Here is an 18,163-nt window from a genome sequence, read left to right as displayed (position 1 = left end):
TACTCCTTGCGGTCACTTGCCGCGATTGACGGCTTGGGGATCCCCCAAGGGGCGATAACTGCTGTCACTGAATTTGTAATTGCCGTTGCAGCCGCCGAGGCCGAATGACACGACGATGGCCAGCAGGACGACTTGCCAGGAAAAATCAGGCATTGGAAGGTCTCCAGGATTGAAAAGGTCGGGTACCAGGAACAGGCGCTGGGGGGCAGTCATCGAAGTCCCTCGGCTGAATCCTCAGGCGGCCGAGGCGATAGAGCAGGGTGCGGCGTGGCAAGCCGAGTTCGCGGGCGGCCAGCGTCTGGTTGCCAGCGTTCTTGCGCAAGCAATCGATCAGCAGGCCTCGTTCGATCTGCGCCAGCCGCTCACGCAGGCTCATGGGAGCCCGGGCGGGCGGCGTGTCGGTGTGCAGCGCAAAATGCTCGACCTGCAGCTCATCGCCTTCGCACAGCAATACGGCCCTTTCCACGATGGCTTTGAGTTCGCGCACGTTTCCAGGGAAACCGTAGGCAGCCAGATGGTCGAGGGCTGCGTTGGACCAATACACAGGGTCGCGCCGCAAGAAAGTGCAGGCCTTGTCGGCGAAGTGCCGCGCCAGTTCGATGATGTCGCCTTCACGCTGACGCAACGCCGGTAACTGGATCGGGAACTGGGCGAGTCGGTAGTACAAGTCTTCGCGAAACTGACCTTCCTCTACCCGTTGTCTCAGGTCGCGGTGAGTCGCGGCGATGATGCGAACGTCGATCCTGTGGGTTTTGTTAGATCCCAATGGACGGATCTCGCCTTCCTGCAACACCCGCAGCAGCTTGGCCTGGAGGGACAATGGCATGTCGCCGATTTCATCGAGCAGCAGCGTGCCTCCTTCTGCCGCATCGAACAACCCGAGACGATCCCGGTCAGCCCCAGTGAACGCGCCTCTGCGATAGCCGAACAGCTCGCTTTCCAGCAGGTTTTCGGGGACCGCTGCGCAGTTCTGCACAATGAACGCCTTGGTTCGACGCGGACCACAATCGTGAATGGCCTTGGCCACCACTTCCTTACCGGTGCCCGTCTCGCCACGTAGCAGAACGGTGTAGGGGCTGTGCAGGACTTTGCTGATCAACAGGCAGGTCTGGCGCATCGCCGGGCTCTTGCCGATCAGGCCGTAGCCATTGATACCAGGCATGGTCGTGGTGACGGAGTCGGGGGCGCTGGCGGGACGCTGCACGCGCTGCAACAGGTGCTTCTGGCCAAGCGCGAAAGCCCCAAGTTGACTCAGGGACCTGGAAAACCCATGCAGCTTGAGGTGCTTGCCGGTGGCGCATAACAACAGGCCCTCAACGGTTTTGTGTGGATTGAGAAGTGGCACGCAGAGCAGCGACTGCCAGGGTGTCGACCGGCTCGGCAGGAAGCCGGTTTCATAAAGACTTGAGTTCAACGCGTCGAGGCTGATTACACGGTTCTGGCAGAGGGCGAATTGCAGCAGTTGCTCGCCGCTGTAGTCGGAGGGAAGCAACGTCCGGTCACGGAACCACAACTGGCCTTCCAGGCATTCGGTGTGCATTTGCAGATGGGCATGGGTGGCATCGAGCAAATACAACTGCGTCAGCTCGCAACCGCTGAGGCGGGCTGCGGCGTGGATAAAGTCTGCGAGCAACATGGCGACATCCGTTGCGCCCGACAGGCTGGAGAATTGAGTCAGCAGAGCCTCGGCATAGGCCAGCGGTCGCGGTACCTGCTCAAACATCGCGCCCATTTCAGGTGAACTCACAGACGATGTCGCTGTTGCCATCCAGGGTGACGTGCACCTGTCGCAACGATTCGCCGCTGGCCATGGCTGCGAGCAGGCGATCGGTTACCTGAGGCATCAGATACAGGTCGAGCAGGCGGTCAATTGCACGCGCGCCACTGTCGTCGCGAATGCAATGTTCAACCAGGTGTTCCAAAAGGTGTTTGCAGTAGCTGAAACCCAGCCGACGAGCCTGCAGACGCTTGCCCAGGCGGTTCAGTTTGATTTCCACCAGCTCGTGCAGCACCGGGCCGCTGATCGGGTAGTAGGGCACCACACACATGCGCGCCAGGAGTGCCGGTTGGAAATGCCGGCTGAGTATCGGACGAATGCTTTCCTCGAGGCGTTCGGCACTCGGTCGTGCGCCGCCTCCGCACTGCTCGCTGATGCGCTTACTGCCCAGGTTCGACGTCATCAGAATCAGCGTGTTGCGAAAATCGATTTCCCGTCCTTCGCCATCATTGGCAAGACCTTTGTCGAAGATCTGGTAGAACAGGTTCAGTACGTCCGGATCAGCTTTTTCGACCTCATCGAGCAGGATCACTGAATAGGGTTTATGCCGCACGGCTTCGGTGAGCATGCCGCCCTCGCCAAAGCCTACATAGCCCGGCGGTGCGCCGATCAGTCGGGAAATGGTGTGTTTGTCCTGGAACTCAGCCATGTTGATTACGGTGATGAAACGCTCGCCGCCATACAACAGGTCAGCCAGCGCCAGCGCCGTTTCGGTCTTGCCGACCCCGCTCGGCCCCACCAGCAGGAACACGCCCACCGGGGCGCCGGGTCTGTTCAGACCTGCGGCGGCCGCGCGCATCGCGCGGTCAAGGGCCTGTACGGCTTGTTCCTGGCCGCGAATACGGGCACGCAAATCTGCGGCGAAACCGGCAACGCTCGTGCTGTGTTCCCGCGCCAGTTGGGCCAGCGGTACGCCGGTCCAGGCATTGATGACTTCGGCCACCAATCTTGGGCAGACTTCGAAACTGACCAGGCGCTCCCGAGCTTGCGAGGCCATTAGTGCATCATGGGTTTCGCGCAGCACCGACTTCAGGATCTCGATGTCCTCCCCTTGATCCGCCAGTGTTTCCTGCGCTGCAGTCAGTTGCTGACGTAGCGACAGCAAGCGTTCAGCGAGGATGCGCTGCTCGCTCCAGTCTGCTTCCAGTGTCTGGCGCTCTTTTTCGATGGTGTCCAGACGCGTTTCCAGCGCTTCCAGCGCTTGGAGATCAATCGGCAAATCGGCCTGGGCGTCGCGACGCATTGCCTGGCGCTGGCGCTCACCTTCAGCCAACTCGCTGCGCAGCCGCTCGAGGCTTTGCGGCGCAGCGGCCAGGCTGATACGAACGCGAGCGCAGGCGGTGTCGAGCACATCAACGGCCTTGTCCGGCAGTTGACGGCCGGTCAGGTAACGGGCCGATAATTGCGCGGCCGCGACTACCGCGTCATCGCGCAGATAGATGCCATGGCTACTCTCGTAGACCGGGGCGAGGCCGCGCAGGATGGTGACCGCCTCATCGACGGTCGGCTCGTGCAACTGAACCGGCTGGAATCGGCGAGAAAGGGCTGGATCTTTTTCAAAGTATTTTTTGTACTCGCTCCACGTGGTGGCGGCGATGGTACGCAGCTCACCCCTGGCCAAGGCCGGCTTGAGCAGATTGGCTGCGTCGGAACCACCGGCGTTGCCGCCCGCGCCGATCAATGTGTGGGCTTCGTCAATGAACAGGATGATGGACTTGGGCGAAGCCTTGACCTCATCGATAACGCCCTTGAGACGGCGCTCGAATTCACCTTTGATACTGGCTCCGGCCTGCAGCAGTCCCATATCCAGCGAACGCAGTTCGACGTCTTCAAGTACCGCCGGTACTTCCTTCGCAACGATGCGCAAGGCCAGTCCTTCCACGATGGCCGTCTTGCCTACTCCTGCTTCACCTACCGCAATCGGATTGTTCTTGCGACGGCGTGTCAGGATGTCGATCAGTTGCCTGATTTCAGCATCCCGACAAAGCACCGGGTCTAACCGACCTTCGCGGGCCTGTTGGGTCAGGTCTTGGGTAAAGCGCTCCAGTAGGGTTTCGTCCTTGGTGGTGGATGAACTGGCGATCGGTCTGGCCAGTTGCGCCAAGACATAATCTTTCAACCGGCCGATGTTGAGTTCGGCAAGCACCGCTTGATAGGGCGTGTCGGTATGGTGAGCCGGGTGGCGCAGCAACGCCAGGATCAGTGCGGCTTGTCCGACCCGGCTCTCACCCAACTCCAGACTGGCCACTCGCAAGGCGTCTTGCAGCCATCGCACCAGCTCCGGGGCAAATGACGGATTGCACGAGACGCTGTGCCCGGGGCGTGGTTGCAGGGTAGCGATCAATTCGTCCGGATTGATGCGGGCATCCTGCAGGGCGCGGGTGAGCAGGCTGTCCGGGCGCTCCAGAAGGCCCAGCAGCAGGTCTTCCACCAGGACCTTGTCAGCGCCACGGGCCACGCATTGCCCGGCCGAGCACTCCAGGTCGTTCCTGGTGTCGGCATCCAGTGCCTGGATGAGTTGCTGCAGGTCTACGTTGATCATGTCATCCATTCCCATTGAGTTTTACTGCCCAGGATCACCGCGCCATCGGCGCGTTCGTGGCCCAGCCAACTGGTCCACCCCAGGTGGCAGGTGTTGTGTTCGCCAATGCGGAGTGCGCGTATTTCCTGCTGGTGCAGGACCAGGCGGATGTCATATTCGAGTGGATCGCGCAGGATGAATCGCACCAGCGCGCACAGCGGCTGGTAACCGACACCGATCGGCAGGAACTCGTGGAAACGTTGCCAATCCAGGTTGCGGATATGGATGCGGAACTTGCCGCTGCGGTCTCGCACCTGTTCGCCCAGTACCAGGTCCTCATGCAACAGACTGTTGGTGAGCCCCAGGCGATTGCGTTGTTCATCGATGATGTGCACGCGGCGCTCGATGCACTGCTCGAGATTCAGCTCGGCGTGTTTGAAGTAATAGCGCAACACCGCTTCGAACAGCGCCGCCGAGTGAGCGCGAAGGCTCAGGAGGCCCAGGTAGGGCAGCAGTCGTCTCCAGTTCAGTTGAGTGGCCTGGCGGATGGCATCGCCACCCAGGCCAACCAGGGCAAATAGCTGCTCGGAAAACGGGTCCCGGGCACCGCTCTGGAAGCTTGCGCTATAGCGGTATTTACGCCAGATCGGCAGCATCAACCGTTGAAGACGATGGTGAAACAGGTCGAGAAAGTGACGAGTCGGATTACCGTCCCCGTCATCTCCCAGGGCCTGTTCGCCATAGAACGCGGGCAACGGTGAGCCTGCACCCACAAGACCGAGCAGATTCAGGCGCAGGCGCGCTCGCAGTTGTCCATGCTCTTCGAAAAACTCCACGCGATCGATATCACTGGCCGCAAACCCGAGGCTTGGGTTGGCCTGGAATTCCAGTCGCTCGTACAAATGCTCGTCGCTCATAAGCGGATGGGCCTCGCGGAGCCGGCCGATGACCAGCAACACGGCCTGGAACAGCGAGTACTCGCGTATTCCCCGCGTCAGTGCGCTTATAGAAGTGGTTGCTGGCCCATGCGGGGTGTCCATTGGTACACCTCTCCCTGTGTGCTGTTCACCCGCAGTTCGTGATACGAATTGAGGCTGGCATAAAGCGCGAAGAACTCATTGAGAACCGACGCGAAAACGAACAGGTCCCCTTCACCGAGATAGCCCTGCGGGTCGATGGTCAATTCAGTGCGCAAGCCGCGAACCGGCAGGCCTCGGTGCAATCGGTCGACATGTCGATGCCTGATCGACTTGAGCCCGTCCAACAGGCATTTGCTGGTTCTTTCTGCCTGCTCGTCGTAATAGCGGGGAAAGTCGTAGGTTTCGAGAATCACCTTGAGCGCGTTCACGTCTGCCAGCGACAGGTAGTTGAGTGACATGTTGCTGATCAGCTTCCAGAGGAAATCCTGATTGAGCGGCGGTGCGAAGCTGGAGGTGACCGGGCTGATATTGCGAAAGCCAAGCGACTGAGGGCTTCTTTCACCGGGTTGGTCGATGTCACCCAGTTTGAGTTGACGCGGCAGGTTCTGGTTGGTGCACGTCAGTTCGATCGACAGGGTTTCATGGCGCTCAACGTCCCGGATACCAAAGCCCAGGCAGGTGTCCAAGCCGTCATACAGCAGCGAAGACCGTTGCTTAACGCTGTAATAAGGACTGCTCTGAACATCAAAGCTTGAGTCGTGCTCGAAGGACTCGAACGGTACATAGGTTCGATACCCCAAGCCGCCGGGGTTCCAGCCGGTCACGCTGTGCACTGAATACACGCCGCAGTGCTCTCGATCGTAACCGGCCGGCAACAGCAGGTACTCGTCCTGCTTTCCATCCAGCCTGATCGGCTCTGCGTCATGCTTGAACAGGTTGACGATAGGGGTGCAATAAAGCTTCACGTTGTCCAGTGTCGGACGCAGCCGCTGGATTGCGTTCTTGCCGATATCGAAGCGCAGATCCAGGCCGCGCATCTGTTCCAGGATGGATACCGGCAAGGTGTCGAGCACGTTCAAGCCTGTGACGTCGACAAACAGGAACTTGTCCTGAAAGGCGAAGTACTCCTGAAGGTAGCGATAGCCACGGAAGGTATTCAATGGATACGGTACCAGTGCTTCCTCTTCGGCGAACCCCACCGGTTGGACATGGTTGGCAGGGATGCTGAACGTCACTGGCGTGCCGTTGGCCGCGTTGACAGGCTTGCCGGCACCGTCCAGCGGGATCAGCTCGATCCCCTCAAGGTTGCGCAGGATGCTGAGATAGAGCATCTGGCTGATGTAGCGCTCACCAGTAAAGTGCAAGCGCAAGCGGCTCAACTGCACCTCACCCAGGTGGCCGTCGCCCTGCATCTCCAGGCGCAGGTTCAGCAGTGAGCCATCGCCCTTTACCGAATAACCCACGTCGGTCAGATCCAGTGGCAATACCTCAGTCGGATAGCATGTACGGAAACGGCATCGCACCCCCAGGACAGGCTTGCTCTCGACCGGCGTATCGCGTTCCACCCGCAACGGGGGGCCGGATCGCCCAAGCGGATCGAATTGCAGAATGCTGAAAGCCGGCAGCGGCCGCATGTAGTTTGGCCACAACAGTTGCATCAGCGAATGACTCAGCTCTGGCAGTTCGTCATCGAGCTTCTGGCGTAAGCGTCCGGTCAGGAACGCGAACCCTTCGAGTAAACGCTCCACATCCGGATCCCGTCCGGCCTGGCCCAGGAACGGTGCCAGGGCCGGGTTGCGCTCGGCAAAACGCCTGCCCAACTGACGAAGCGCGGTCAGTTCGCTCTGGTAGTAGTGGTTGAATGACATGGTTGGCTATCCTTGGCTGACCTTGACTTGACCGTTGCCGTCCAGGCAAACGGACAAGTTCATCCGTCGCTTCAGGCCCTGCGTATCAAGCAAGGCATCGATGCTGAAGAACAGGCAAAGCGGATTGGCGTCATTCGGTATCGAGGTGACACGGACGTTGTGGAGCCGTGGCTCATGAGTCTCGATGAGCGTCCTGATCGCGGTAATGGCTTGGCTCCGTGCGTCATGCAAGCTCCGGCGCATGTCGTTGAGGTCCGGTAAGCCATAATCGGGTGATGTCTGCGCACTACCTGCGCGCGTACCCAGCATCCTGGCCAGATGAGCCGCCACGGAGGCTATGACGCAGGCCTCGCGGCTCAAGCCCGCCCGGTCCTCGGTATCGCCGTTCAGGCGTTCGAAAAGACTGCCGTAAGTCATGGGCTGCGCTTACGCCTTGTCCAGTTTGCCGACCAGCGACAAGGTGAAATCGGCTCCCATGTACTTGAAGTGAGGACGAACATTGAGGCTGACCCGGTACCAGCCGGGCTCGCCTTCGACATCGCTGACGATGATCCTGGCCGCGCGCAGTGGACGACGGCCACGGACTTCGGCGCTGGGATTCTCCTGGTCGGCAACGTATTGGCGGATCCAGTTATTGAGCTCACGCTCCAGGTCCGTACGCTCCTTCCATGATCCCAACTGCTCGCGCTGCAAGACCTTCAAGTAATGAGCCAGGCGATTGACGATCATCATGTACGGCAGCTGGGTGCCCAGTTTGTAGTTGAGCTCGGCCTCTTTGTCTTCGGCGCTGATGCCGAAAAACTTCGGCTTCTGCACAGAGCTGGCGGAGAAGAACGCAGCATTGTCGCTGCCCTTGCGCATGGTCAGGGAAATGAACCCCTCTTCGGCCAGCTCGTATTCGCGACGATCGGAAACCAGCACCTCGGTCGGTATCTTGGTTTCGATTTCGCCCATGCTTTCGAAGTGATGCAACGGCAGGTCTTCAACCGCGCCTCCGCTTTGCGGGCCGACGATGTTCGGGCACCAGCGGAATTTGGCGAAGCTGTCGGTCAACCGTGTGCCGAATGCAAACGCCGTGTTGCCCCAGAGGTAATGCTCGTGGCTGTTGGCAACGGTTTCCTTGTACACGAACGACTTCACCGGGTTCTCTTCGGGATCGTACGGGGTGCGTAGCAGGAAGCGCGGTACTGTCAGGCCGACGTAGCGAGCGTCCTGCGACTGACGGAAGCTCTGCCACTTGGCGAATTGCGGGCCTTCGAAGTGGTCTTTCAGGTCCTTGAGATCCGGCAGGCCAGTGAAGCTTTCGAGGCCGAAGAACTTCGGGCCGGCCGCGGCGATGAACGGCGCATGGGCCATGCAGGCCACGCTGGCGACGTACTGCATCAATTTCACGTCCGGCGAGCTTGGGGACATGAAGTAATTGGCAATGATCGCTCCTACGGGCTGTCCGCCGAACTGACCGTATTCGGCGGTGTAGATATGTTTGTAAAGGCCCGATTGCATGACCTCCGGTGAGTCTTCGAAGTCATCCAGCAAATCACCCTTGGAGACATTGAGCATTTCGATCTTGATGTTTTCGCGGAAATTGGTGCGATCAACCAATAGCTGCAGACCGCGCCACGCGGACTCCAGTGCCTGGAACTCCGGATGATGGAGGATTTCGTCCATCTGGCGGCTGAGCTTGGCATCGATTTCGGCAATCATGCGGTCGACCATGGCCTTCTTGACGGACTCGCCGTTGTTCTGTGGTTTGAGCAACTCCTCGATGAAGGCCGACACGCCGCGTCTGGCAATGTCATAGGCTTCATCGTCCGGAGTCAGGCGGGTCTGGGCGATGATGCTTTCAAGAATGCTGTATTCGCCAGTGTCCTGGCGCGGTTGGAGGGCTGCTTGGGTACTCATGTCTCGGCTTCCTTGTCTGTCTGCGTCAAGCGTCCGTAGCCGGGGCGTTCAGGCCCAGCTCGTCCAGTACGCGTCCACGGGATTCATCGTCGGTCAGTACATCTTCGATGGCCTTGCGAAATGCCGGCGTATTGCCCAGTGGTCCTTTGAGCGCCACCAGGGCATCACGCAGTGCCATCAGTTTCTTGAGCTCTGGCAGTTGCTCCACCACGTTGGCGGGGGTGAAGTCCTTCATCGAATTCAAGCGCAGTTGCACGGCCAATTCGTCAGCATCGCTGTCCTCCTGAAGACGGTTCGGTACGCTCAGGGTCAGGCTCAGCTCTTGCTTGGCCAGGACTTCGTCGAAAGTCATCTTGTCGACGCTGATCGGCTTGCGATCTTCGATCTTGCGATCGTCCTTGCGGTGGGTGTAGTCACCGATCGCCAGTAGCTTGAGCGGCAGTTCGATTTCTTCCTGAGCGCCGCCAGTGGCAGCCTTGAAGGTGACGTTGATGCGTTCCTTGGGTGCGACCGAGCCTTCTTTGGCCATGATTTTCTCCTTACGATGGGGACCCGGAGGCCTATTCAATGACTCGTTCCAGGTCGAGGTGACACAACCTGCGGAATGTCTCTTCCTTGCGTTCACGTACGGGGTGGTTCTGCGGCAGCAACTCGCAGCAGTGGTGCAGCAGGTGCAATACCTGCAACGCCAGCTCGGGCTCCCACGCATTCAACTCCGGGCTTTGCAGTCGCTGATCGAGTGCTTCGAGCTGGATCTTGGCGAGTTCGTATTTTTTGGCCGAAAAGCACAGCCGAGCCATTGCGAACCGCCAGAGAAACCGCTCGCGAGCACCCTTGGCGGCCTGCATTCCCTGACGGAGCGATTGCACGGCAGGTTTGAGCCCCTCCCTGAGCAAGGCCGCCTGAGCCTCTTCCAGAGCCTGCTCCCAAGGCGCATGACTGTCGGCGATATCGACGGCGGGCGAGTCGGTGGGGTATTGCAGACGGGGCATGACCTGAGCGGCGATCCACGTCCGGGTGGCTGGATCGGCGAACGGCACGCCGTCATGCCAGCGCAACTCGACTATGCCCGGCAAACGCTGGATGAACAGTGCGAAATGGATCTCCAGCTCACGCATGGCCAGCTCTGCGCCCAGGCCTTGCAGGCATTCCCAGGCGAGCCTTTGGCCGTCGAGCCAGAACGGTGCTTTCGCCAGACTGGCCTCGATCTCTACCAGCAGATCCGCATAGTTGCCTCGTTGGAGGCTGTCTTGATAACCCCTGAGCTTGTCCGGGGGCAGCCCGCGCAACAGGGTGATCTGTTCGGCGTTGCGCTCGGGTATTGCGTCGATGGCCAGCCAAGGCAGGACGCGATTCAGCCGCAGGGCACGAACGTCGGTAGCTTTTTGCTTGAGCCACCAGGCGCACAGCGCGCGCGCACTTTCCTGTTGGGCACGCAGCGCCTTGTGGGCTTCTTTTTCGGTTTCGATATGAGCGCCGGGGTTGAGCAGTTGGGTGGCGGCTTGCTTGACCTGAGCCACCACCGTTTCGATGACGGCGGGTTGTGATGCGTGTTCAGTCACGCGCCGGATCATATTGTCGAGCCGACGGCTCATCGGCAGTATCAGCGGGGCTTCATTCCCGAGGTGAGCAGTGCACACAGCCTCAAGGCCTTTCAGCTGTTCCAGCAGATCTTGGAATAGCGGCAATTGCTCTTTGATCGCAACATCTTCACCTAACGCCTGCTCCAGGCGCGGCAACAACCAACTGATACTGGCTGCACGGGTTCTTGCCTTGGCCGGATGGATCTCGGGCCAATGGTGTTTACACAAGTAGTGCAGGAGGCAAAGACCGGCCAACAAACCCTGGAAAGACTCAAGCTGGTACAACGCCCATGTCAGCCAAGCCGCCACCCGCAAGTCCTTCGACTGGGTGTGCAACATGGCTTCACTTTGTTCAAGGATCTTCAGCCAATCGACCTGACCGCACACATGGATTGATTGAGCTTTCCCCAGTTCGCATTCCAACGCTTCGAATTCATTTGAAAAACGTACGTCCACACCCGCGAAGCTGTCCTTGGAAACAGGTGTTCTGGCGAGATCAAGGTAATGGGCGGACAGTTTGTTTGCGTAGGACAATCCATGGCCTTTTGGGGTGGTACGGTTATTGGAACTTTCGGCAGTCAGCAAATGGCTACGAACTTCAATGCGTATTTTCAGAATTACACGTAGGAGTTTTCGCATCGCATAACCGAATGCCTTGAGCCGCAGTCTATTCAAATGCGGGGGCTGTGCTCGGTGCCAAGAATGCCAAAAATAAAAAATGGGCGATGTAGGATTATTCTGTAAAAGAGTTCGTCAAAAGGAACTTTTAAATGTGAGATAACTTTCCGTTAACTATTGGATGGATTTTTGAGGGGTTACAATTTCTTACAGGCAGAGTGTTGCATTCACTTGCTTATAAAGGTGAGGGCATTCTTCAGCAGGTAATGGGTTGATTGGGCTGCTGTCCTCGAAGCTCAATTCTCCGAACACCACTTCCTTTGTGGGAGTGGGCTTGCTCGCGGAAGCGTTGGTCCAGCTTGCAATGATGCTGGATGTGCTGACGCCTGCGCGAGCAAGCCCGCTCCCACAAGGATCCCAGCAGCCGTTGAGTTCAGGTGCATTCCGATCCGGCCCGTTCCCACAAAACCCAGGCAATCCCGGGTCGCGGCTCAACTACTGACCGTCGTGCTTCCGCCAAGCCACACATCCTTGCGTCGTTGCCTACAACTACGCCAGAATCCGCCCGCCTGCGCGGCTTGTCCCAGGGCTCTATCGTTTTCCTGCCACTGCCCATCAGTGGTCGGGTTTAGTAGCCCGTGTTATCTAACGGCCTGTGTGGCTAATTCGTGCACTCAACTTCGGCGCCAGGATTTGCCAGACTGCGTTGCCATTCCTTGCCGTAGCGGGCTATGACTCGTCGCGGCGCCTTGCCTGACGACAACAGCCACTCGTCAAAAAAAGGAACGTATTGGCGAAGCAGGACATTCGTTATTGATGGAATTACAGTCGAGGTGGCTGATCAAAAGCACTGAGATGTATATCCGAGGACCAGATATAGACTCGTCTTGCCGGATTCAGAGAGCAAAGTCGTTGCCAGTCATGAATAATGGATAGGTCACCGAGCCCACTGCCACGCATTGCGTGCGCCGGAAATTCCAACAACCAAGCGCGCATCTCATCTTCCTGCAAGAAGCTGATCGCTTTGAACGGTGAACGACCTTCTAATGCTGCGCCAACCTGCCGAGTAAACTGTTCTGCACAACCGCGCCGAGCACCACCGTCGCCGTTCTGTCCTATGTGATTGCCCGTTTCGAGTATTGTTGCCATCGGTAAGAACAGAGATTCTCCATCACGTATGCGTTGTTCTAACTGTTGAAGTGTCTCATTGTGTTGTTGGGCCTTAATGGGCACGTTAAGGATTTCGACGAAGATTGACGTATCTACCAAGCAAACTGCAGTCACTCACCACCTCCTTGCGTGCTCTGGCGAAGCTCATTTAACCAATCCAGCGCCTCTGACTTACGATCTTCTGGGGTTGTGCTGTCCTTTAAAAAGCGATCAAGAACGCGCCGCGTCATTAACTGACCTAATGGCCCCTGAGCTGCCAGTTCGGGGTAGCGGTCAAGGTCACCCAGGCGCACCAGACGGCTGTCACCTTCTTCAGGATCGCGATAACAAGCAACGACATCAGCCAAAGCACTATCAGGCAATGCGTCCAACAGGGCAGGGTTGTGTGAAGTGAGCAGAACCCGCAGCCCTCTCTCGGAGGCAATGGCCTGGAGTTGCCTTACCAAGGTTTCCGCTCTGCTGGGGTGAACACCATTGTCGATTTCTTCGATAATCACCAAAGCCCCCACCGGAGCAGTCAACAGAGCGGCTCCGATAGCCAGAACACGAAGCGTACCGTCAGAAAGTAACGGTGCATCCACCGTCCTGCTTTTCTGGCCAAAGGATTCGACCAGTCGAACCATAACGTCGTTGCGGTCAGTCTTGATGAAATCGATGTCAGTGATGTCTTGTTCGGGTAAAGACTTGATGAACGCAAGCAGCTTGGTCTTCTGTGCCGACGTTTGAGAGATTTGATACAGCACAGCGGAAAGGTTGCTGCCGTCCTCCTTGATGAGGTCGTCTTTCACATATGCATAGTCACGCATCAGCGCAGGACGCGGATCAAGAAACACGACATTACGCAAGGTCTCGCGTATGGCCTTTGTCACTGCTGGGATCACGCGCTGTGAGTCTTGGTGACCCGATTCAAATCGACCGGGTGTTTCAAGCTGATAAAAAATTGCTTGCCGGTTCGAGCAAGGAATATGGGGTTTATTTCTCCCTCGCTTAAAATTGTTATAAGCCACACTGATCTCATCAGTGTGGGTGTTCGGCAAACCGTCCACTTGATACAAAGGAACTGCTTCGCCTGGCTTTGCAACACTTTCCGCCGTGACTACCAATTGATCGGCCACCAGGCCGATCGATATCTCAAATTTGCCCCAGCCCTGAGGCATACTCTCGAATCGACCTCCTAGGCTAAAGCTGACAAGAGGGTCGCGTAACAAATCATTTGCCTGTCCACGGACTACCGCATCTCCACTCTGAATGGAGCGCGTAATGTCATCAAGACGACTGCCCTTGGCCAGCCAGTTAAGCAGGCGGATAGCCTCAAGCACGTTGCTCTTGCCTGAGGCATTGGCGCCGATCAAAAAGGTCATGGCCGACAAAGGCAGGCTCGCCCTCTCGTAACTCTTGAAGTTTTTCAGCTCAATCGAAATCAACATACTTCTGATGCTCGTATAAGCGTCATTAAATAATTCTCCGTACAATGTCGCCCAAGCGCACAGGGTCTCCGGCGCAGAGCTTCTTGACTGCTTCAAGGCTTTCGACGCCCAGTATTTTGCTGATATGCCGTGGATCGATACCCTGGCGCTTAAGCTTGACGGCAAGGGTTCGCCGCCCCGACTGTGCGCTGGCTCCCTCAATACCTGCTTGAGCGAATAGCCTAGTGTACAAACGACTGAGCTGGTTCGCGCTGTAGTACGTCTTTCCGTCACGGCGCTGGCTGCTGATCTTCAAGCCTTCGCCGGTTCTCCCGGAGACAAACAGCGGCGACTCAGGATCGAGGCCACGGAAAGCCATCACTCTGGTTGAAACTCCGTGACCACGCACCAGCCGTTCTGCGAGGTGCGCATCTATCGCATTGGTCAGTTTCTTACTGGTCCAGCACAGCGGTCTTGAACGATGGTTATAAGCAATCTCTGCTCGTACCTGGGAGTCGATCAGTACAGCGCCGGACTCAGTCAGGTAATCGCTCACGCGTAGACGGCAAATCTCCGTCACGGTCATGCCAGTGCCAAAGCACGTCAGCAACAACGCCGCATCACGACCGCCGTTCTCGGGACTGCTTACTTTGGCGACCTCTACAGCATGTTCAAGTTGTTCATCTTCAATAACGATTGCCTTGGGCATGAATCACTCTGGGTGTCGAATACGCATCAATCCTGACATAGTAAGGTATTAAAAAGGCCGAGGATACCTCAGCCTATTGGTGCTGCTCGTGTTCACGGAAAATTACAGAACAGTTGAAGGGACATAAGTGGGGTGAGGAAAATGGGTTCAGGTCTGTAGCCGTTCGCCCGAAAGCGGCTGTAGCACCCTCGCGAATTAGATTTTTAGTTTCCCGAGGCTTGTGGTTGAGAGGGCAGCCTTGCGGGCGCTGAGCATGCTCCCGGTGATAGCGTGACGGCCCGTCGTTGAGACGGGCGGACTGGTACAGAGAGCGAGCTTACTGCTTTTCCAGCACCCACTGCCGAGGCCCCGCCGTATAAGACGGTATCTCATCCGCCAACGACGCATTCACCGTCTGGAAGATTTCCAGTTGCTTCCCATCCCGAGCAAAGATCCAGGTATTCCCATGGCCTTTCTGTTGCAGCCAGATGGTGTCGTTGCCGTTGCTCATGGTGGCGCAGTCGCCTGCCAGGCACAGGGCGTAGCGGTCGACGCCCGGCAGGCCGCTGACTTGGCCGTCGGGTTGGAACTGTACGGTGGCGCCTTGGCCGGGGCCGTTGACGATGTTCCAGGTGCCGCTCAGGTAGGCGGCGTATAGCGCACGCTCGAAGCTCGCGCCGATGGGGGCGCCTTCCGGGACCTGGAGTTGCGCGCGGTCGAACACTTGCTGCGGCTCGTTCTCGGTGGCGGCCTGGCTCAGTTGGTTGCCGTCGCGCTTGAGTTCGCTGGCGGCGCTGCCGTAGATGTCGACTTTCCACAGGCCGTCTTCTTCGGCCAGCAACTTGCCTTCGACGTTTTCAAAACCGTTGGTGTAGCGTGCCTGGCCGGCCCGGGTGTTGATGTCCCATTCCAGGTTGGGGCCATAGGCCTGCAGCGCTTCGCGCAGGGGGCCACCCTTGGCGGCAGCGTCGATGGCGGCCTGGTTGATCCAGGTGCCGCTGATGTCACGGTCGGCAGGGTCGCTGGCGCAGCCGGCCAGGAGGAGGGCGAGCAGCGGGAGAGCAAGCGCTTTGCGCATGGTGGAATCCTTTCAAAACGAAAACGGCGCAGCGGGGGACGCTGCGCCGGCCTTGTTACTCGATGACCAGGATGGCATCCATCTCGACCTGCGCGCCCTTTGGCAGGGCCGCTACGCCAATGGCGGCGCGGGCAGGGTAGGGCTGCTCGAAGTACTTGCCCATGATCTCGTTGACCTTGGCGAAGTGGCTCAGGTCGGTGAGGAAGATGTTGAGCTTGACGATGTCCTTGAACGACCCGCCGGCGGCTTCGGCCACGGCCTTGAGGTTTTCGAAGACCTGTACGGTCTGGGCTTCGAAGCCTTCCACCAGCTCCATGGTTTTCGGGTCCAGGGGGATCTGGCCCGACATGTACACGGTGTTGCCCGCCTTGATCGCCTGGGAATAAGTACCGATGGCGGCCGGGGCCTTGTCGCTGGTGATGACGGTTTTGGTCATGTATGACTCCTTGTAATGGCTGGGCTATTGGGGGTTATGCGCGCATGCGGGTGATGCGGATAACGCCGGTCAGGGCTCGCAGTTTCTTGATCACGCGGGCCAGGTGTACGCGGTCGTGCACGCTGACCACCAGTTGGACGACGCTGATGCGGCCGTCGCGCTCGTCCATGCTGATTTTCTCGATGTTGCCGTCGGCGGCGTTGACGCTGCTGGCCAGCAGGGCGATCAGGCCACGCTGGTGTTCCAGCTCGACCCGCAGCTCGACGTTGAATTCGCCGGTGACATCCTTGGCCCAGGAGAGCTGGATGCATTTTTCCGGGTTGTGGCGGATTTCGCTGATGTTGCGGCAGTTGTCCAGGTGCACCACCATCCCTTTGCCGGCGGACAGGTGGCCGACAATCGGGTCGCCCGGGATCGGCGTGCAGCACTTGGCGTAGCTGAGCACCAGGCCTTCGGTGCCGCGGATCGCCAGTGGGCCTTCAGGGCTTGGCAGTTGTTCGCCTTCGCCCAGCAGGCGGCGGGCGACGACATAGGCCATGCGATTGCCCAGGCCGATGTCTTCGAGCAGGTCTTCCACCAGTTCGAGGCGGTATTCCTGGAGCATCGCTTGCACGCGCTCGGCCGGGACTTTTTCCAGCGAGCTGTCGAAACCGTTCAGCACCTTGTTCAGCAGGCGTTCGCCGAGGCTGATGGATTCGGAGCGGCGTTGCAGTTTCAGGGCGTGGCGGATGTGGGTACGGGCCTTGCCGGTGACCACGAAGTTGAGCCACGCCGGGTTCGGCCGCGCACCGGGGGCGCTGACGATTTCCACCGTGGAGCCGCTTTGCAGCGGTTCGGACAGCGGCGCCAGGCGACGGTTGATCCGGCAGGCGATGCAGCTGTTGCCGACGTCGGTGTGCACCGCGTAGGCGAAGTCCACCGCCGTGGAGCCTTTGGGCAGCTCCATGATCCGGCCCTTGGGCGTGAAGACGTAGACCTCGTCCGGGAACAGGTCGATCTTGACGCTCTCGATGAACTCCAGGGAGTTGCCGGCCCGCTGCTGCATTTCCAGCACGCCCTTGACCCACTGTCGGGCCCGGGCATGGGTGCTCTTGGGTTGTTCGTCACCGCTGGATTTATACAGCCAATGGGCGGCGATGCCGTTGTTGGCCATTTCTTCCATTTCACGGGTACGGATCTGGATCTCGATTGGTACACCGTGCATGCCGAACAGCGTGGTGTGCAGCGACTGGTAGCCGTTGGCCTTGGGAATCGCGATGTAGTCCTTGAAGCGTCCCGGCAGCGGTTTGTACAAATTATGCACAGCACCCAGCACGCGGTAGCAGGTATCGACCTTGTCGACGATGATCCGGAACGCGTAGACGTCCATGATCTCGTTGAAGGCCCGGCGCTTGCCGCGCATTTTCTTGTAGATGCCGTAGAGGTGTTTCTGCCGCCCGCTGACTTCGCCTTCGATGCCGTCGATGGCCAGGCAATGGCTCAGGGACTCTTCGATCTTGTTGACGATTTCCTTGCGGTTGCCCCGGGCGCGCTTGACGGCCTGGTTGATGCGCGCCGAACGCATCGGGTGCATGGCCTTGAAGCCGAGGTCTTCGAATTCGATACGGATTGCATGCATGCCCAGGCGGTTGGCGATGGGCGCGTAGATTTCCAGGGTTTCCTTGGCGATGCGTCGGCGTTTTTCGCCGGACAGCACTTCCAGGGTGCGCATGTTGTGCAGGCGGTCGGCGAGTTTGACCAGGATCACGCGAATGTCGCGGGCCATGGCCATGGCCATTTTCTGGAAGTTTTCGGCCTGGGCCTCGGCCTTGGTCTCGAAGTTCATCTGGGTCAGTTTGCTGACCCCGTCGACCAGTTCGGCCACGGTTTCGCCGAACTGCGCTTGCAGCGCTTCCTTGGCAATGCCGGTGTCTTCGATCACGTCATGGAGCATGGCCGCCATCAGGCTCTGATGGTCCATGTGCATGTCGGCAAGGATGCCCGCCACCGCGAGCGGGTGCGTGACATACGCCTCGCCGCTGCGGCGGCGTTGGCCGTCGTGGGCTTGTTCAGCGTAGAAGTAGGCTCGGCGGACCAGATTGACCTGGTCCGTGCCGAGGTAGGCCGATAAGCGATCGGCGAGGGCGTCTATGCTCGGCATGATGATGACTCCTGCCGTTTGCTGTGACCCCGCGCCGTGCTACGTCGACCAGGCAT

15 protein-coding genes are annotated in these 18,163 nt (G+C 58.8%); all 15 read right to left on the bottom strand.

Annotated elements, in window-relative coordinates; genetic code table 11:
- Nucleotides 1–12: 12 nt before the first annotated feature.
- A complete protein-coding gene (locus QZH45_RS00235) occupies nt 13–153 on the bottom strand; it encodes a hypothetical protein (RefSeq protein ID WP_024780272.1) in 141 nt (46 codons plus the stop codon).
- The gene (locus QZH45_RS00230; RefSeq protein ID WP_024780271.1) at nt 146–1,723 is read right to left on the bottom strand and encodes a sigma-54 interaction domain-containing protein; all 1,578 of its coding nucleotides are present in this window, start codon (nt 1,721–1,723) and stop codon (nt 146–148) included. The genes QZH45_RS00235 and QZH45_RS00230 overlap by 8 nt, the downstream gene beginning before the upstream one ends.
- A 10-nt stretch (nt 1,724–1,733) precedes the next feature.
- Complete coding sequence (gene tssH / locus QZH45_RS00225) at nt 1,734–4,319, bottom strand: type VI secretion system ATPase TssH (protein WP_053192097.1); 2,586 nt, start codon at nt 4,317–4,319, stop codon at nt 1,734–1,736.
- Entirely contained in the window at nt 4,316–5,338 is a 1,023-nt protein-coding gene (tssG, locus tag QZH45_RS00220; RefSeq protein WP_055134942.1) for a type VI secretion system baseplate subunit TssG, read from the bottom strand. The genes tssH and tssG overlap by 4 nt, the downstream gene beginning before the upstream one ends.
- Nucleotides 5,302–7,086, bottom strand: a complete 1,785-nt coding sequence (tssF, locus tag QZH45_RS00215; protein ID WP_024780268.1) for a type VI secretion system baseplate subunit TssF — start codon at nt 7,084–7,086, stop codon at nt 5,302–5,304. Before tssF ends, tssG begins: the two co-directional genes overlap by 37 nt.
- A 6-nt stretch (nt 7,087–7,092) precedes the next feature.
- Nucleotides 7,093–7,503 (bottom strand): type VI secretion system baseplate subunit TssE, encoded by a 411-nt coding sequence (tssE, locus tag QZH45_RS00210; RefSeq protein ID WP_024780267.1) that lies wholly within the window; start codon nt 7,501–7,503, stop codon nt 7,093–7,095.
- Nucleotides 7,504–7,512: 9 nt separating this feature from the next.
- On the bottom strand, nt 7,513–8,988 hold the full coding sequence (gene tssC / locus QZH45_RS00205; protein WP_024780266.1) for a type VI secretion system contractile sheath large subunit: 1,476 nt from the start codon (nt 8,986–8,988) through the stop codon (nt 7,513–7,515).
- Nucleotides 8,989–9,013: 25 nt separating this feature from the next.
- Entirely contained in the window at nt 9,014–9,517 is a 504-nt protein-coding gene (tssB, locus tag QZH45_RS00200) for a type VI secretion system contractile sheath small subunit (protein ID WP_024780265.1), read from the bottom strand.
- A gap of 31 nt (nt 9,518–9,548) precedes the next feature.
- Nucleotides 9,549–11,105, bottom strand: coding sequence for a type VI secretion system protein TssA (gene tssA, locus QZH45_RS00195; protein WP_024780264.1), 1,557 nt, complete (start codon nt 11,103–11,105; stop codon nt 9,549–9,551).
- 906 nt (nt 11,106–12,011) lie between these two features.
- Nucleotides 12,012–12,473, bottom strand: a complete 462-nt coding sequence (locus QZH45_RS00190; RefSeq protein ID WP_055135217.1) for a hypothetical protein — start codon at nt 12,471–12,473, stop codon at nt 12,012–12,014.
- Nucleotides 12,470–13,786: an AAA family ATPase gene (locus QZH45_RS00185; protein WP_024780263.1), complete on the bottom strand. Its 1,317-nt coding sequence runs from the start codon at nt 13,784–13,786 to the stop codon at nt 12,470–12,472. The genes QZH45_RS00190 and QZH45_RS00185 overlap by 4 nt, the downstream gene beginning before the upstream one ends.
- Before the next feature lie 25 nt (nt 13,787–13,811).
- Entirely contained in the window at nt 13,812–14,474 is a 663-nt protein-coding gene (locus QZH45_RS00180; RefSeq protein ID WP_024780262.1) for a site-specific integrase, read from the bottom strand.
- 316 nt (nt 14,475–14,790) lie between these two features.
- Nucleotides 14,791–15,531 carry a hypothetical protein gene (locus QZH45_RS00175; RefSeq protein WP_055135216.1) on the bottom strand — a complete coding sequence of 247 codons (741 nt, stop codon included), beginning with the start codon at nt 15,529–15,531 and terminating at the stop codon, nt 14,791–14,793.
- A 55-nt stretch (nt 15,532–15,586) separates the two neighbouring features.
- Nucleotides 15,587–15,967, bottom strand: coding sequence for a RidA family protein (locus QZH45_RS00170; protein WP_024780260.1), 381 nt, complete (start codon nt 15,965–15,967; stop codon nt 15,587–15,589).
- Between the two features lie 34 nt (nt 15,968–16,001).
- The gene (gene spoT / locus QZH45_RS00165) at nt 16,002–18,107 is read right to left on the bottom strand and encodes a bifunctional GTP diphosphokinase/guanosine-3',5'-bis pyrophosphate 3'-pyrophosphohydrolase (RefSeq protein WP_055135215.1); all 2,106 of its coding nucleotides are present in this window, start codon (nt 18,105–18,107) and stop codon (nt 16,002–16,004) included.
- Between the last annotated feature and the right edge of the window lie 56 nt (nt 18,108–18,163).

Source organism: Pseudomonas corrugata, from assembly GCF_050920615.1.
In the GTDB taxonomy this organism is placed as follows: Bacteria; Pseudomonadota; Gammaproteobacteria; order Pseudomonadales; family Pseudomonadaceae; genus Aquipseudomonas; species Aquipseudomonas corrugata.
The sequence above is the reverse complement of the archived record's forward strand: the minus strand, read 5'-3'. Positions and strand labels throughout refer to the sequence as shown.

Excerpts from the sequence above, each read along its gene's own strand:
- QZH45_RS00230 (WP_024780271.1), bottom strand. The coding sequence starts at position 1,723 with ATGTTTGAGCAGGTACCGCGACCGCTGGCCTATGCCGAGGCTCTGCTG.
- tssE (WP_024780267.1), bottom strand. The coding sequence starts at position 7,503 with ATGACTTACGGCAGTCTTTTCGAACGCCTGAACGGCGATACCGAGGAC.
- tssC (WP_024780266.1), bottom strand. The coding sequence starts at position 8,988 with ATGAGTACCCAAGCAGCCCTCCAACCGCGCCAGGACACTGGCGAATAC.
- tssG (WP_055134942.1), bottom strand. The coding sequence starts at position 5,338 with ATGGACACCCCGCATGGGCCAGCAACCACTTCTATAAGCGCACTGACG.
- QZH45_RS00170 (WP_024780260.1), bottom strand. The coding sequence starts at position 15,967 with ATGACCAAAACCGTCATCACCAGCGACAAGGCCCCGGCCGCCATCGGT.
- tssH (WP_053192097.1), bottom strand. The coding sequence starts at position 4,319 with ATGATCAACGTAGACCTGCAGCAACTCATCCAGGCACTGGATGCCGAC.
- QZH45_RS00185 (WP_024780263.1), bottom strand. The coding sequence starts at position 13,786 with ATGTTGATTTCGATTGAGCTGAAAAACTTCAAGAGTTACGAGAGGGCG.
- spoT (WP_055135215.1), bottom strand. The coding sequence starts at position 18,107 with ATGCCGAGCATAGACGCCCTCGCCGATCGCTTATCGGCCTACCTCGGC.
- tssF (WP_024780268.1), bottom strand. The coding sequence starts at position 7,086 with ATGTCATTCAACCACTACTACCAGAGCGAACTGACCGCGCTTCGTCAG.
- QZH45_RS00235 (WP_024780272.1), bottom strand. The coding sequence starts at position 153 with ATGCCTGATTTTTCCTGGCAAGTCGTCCTGCTGGCCATCGTCGTGTCA.
- tssB (WP_024780265.1), bottom strand. The coding sequence starts at position 9,517 with ATGGCCAAAGAAGGCTCGGTCGCACCCAAGGAACGCATCAACGTCACC.
- QZH45_RS00180 (WP_024780262.1), bottom strand. The coding sequence starts at position 14,474 with ATGCCCAAGGCAATCGTTATTGAAGATGAACAACTTGAACATGCTGTA.
- QZH45_RS00175 (WP_055135216.1), bottom strand. The coding sequence starts at position 15,531 with ATGCGCAAAGCGCTTGCTCTCCCGCTGCTCGCCCTCCTCCTGGCCGGC.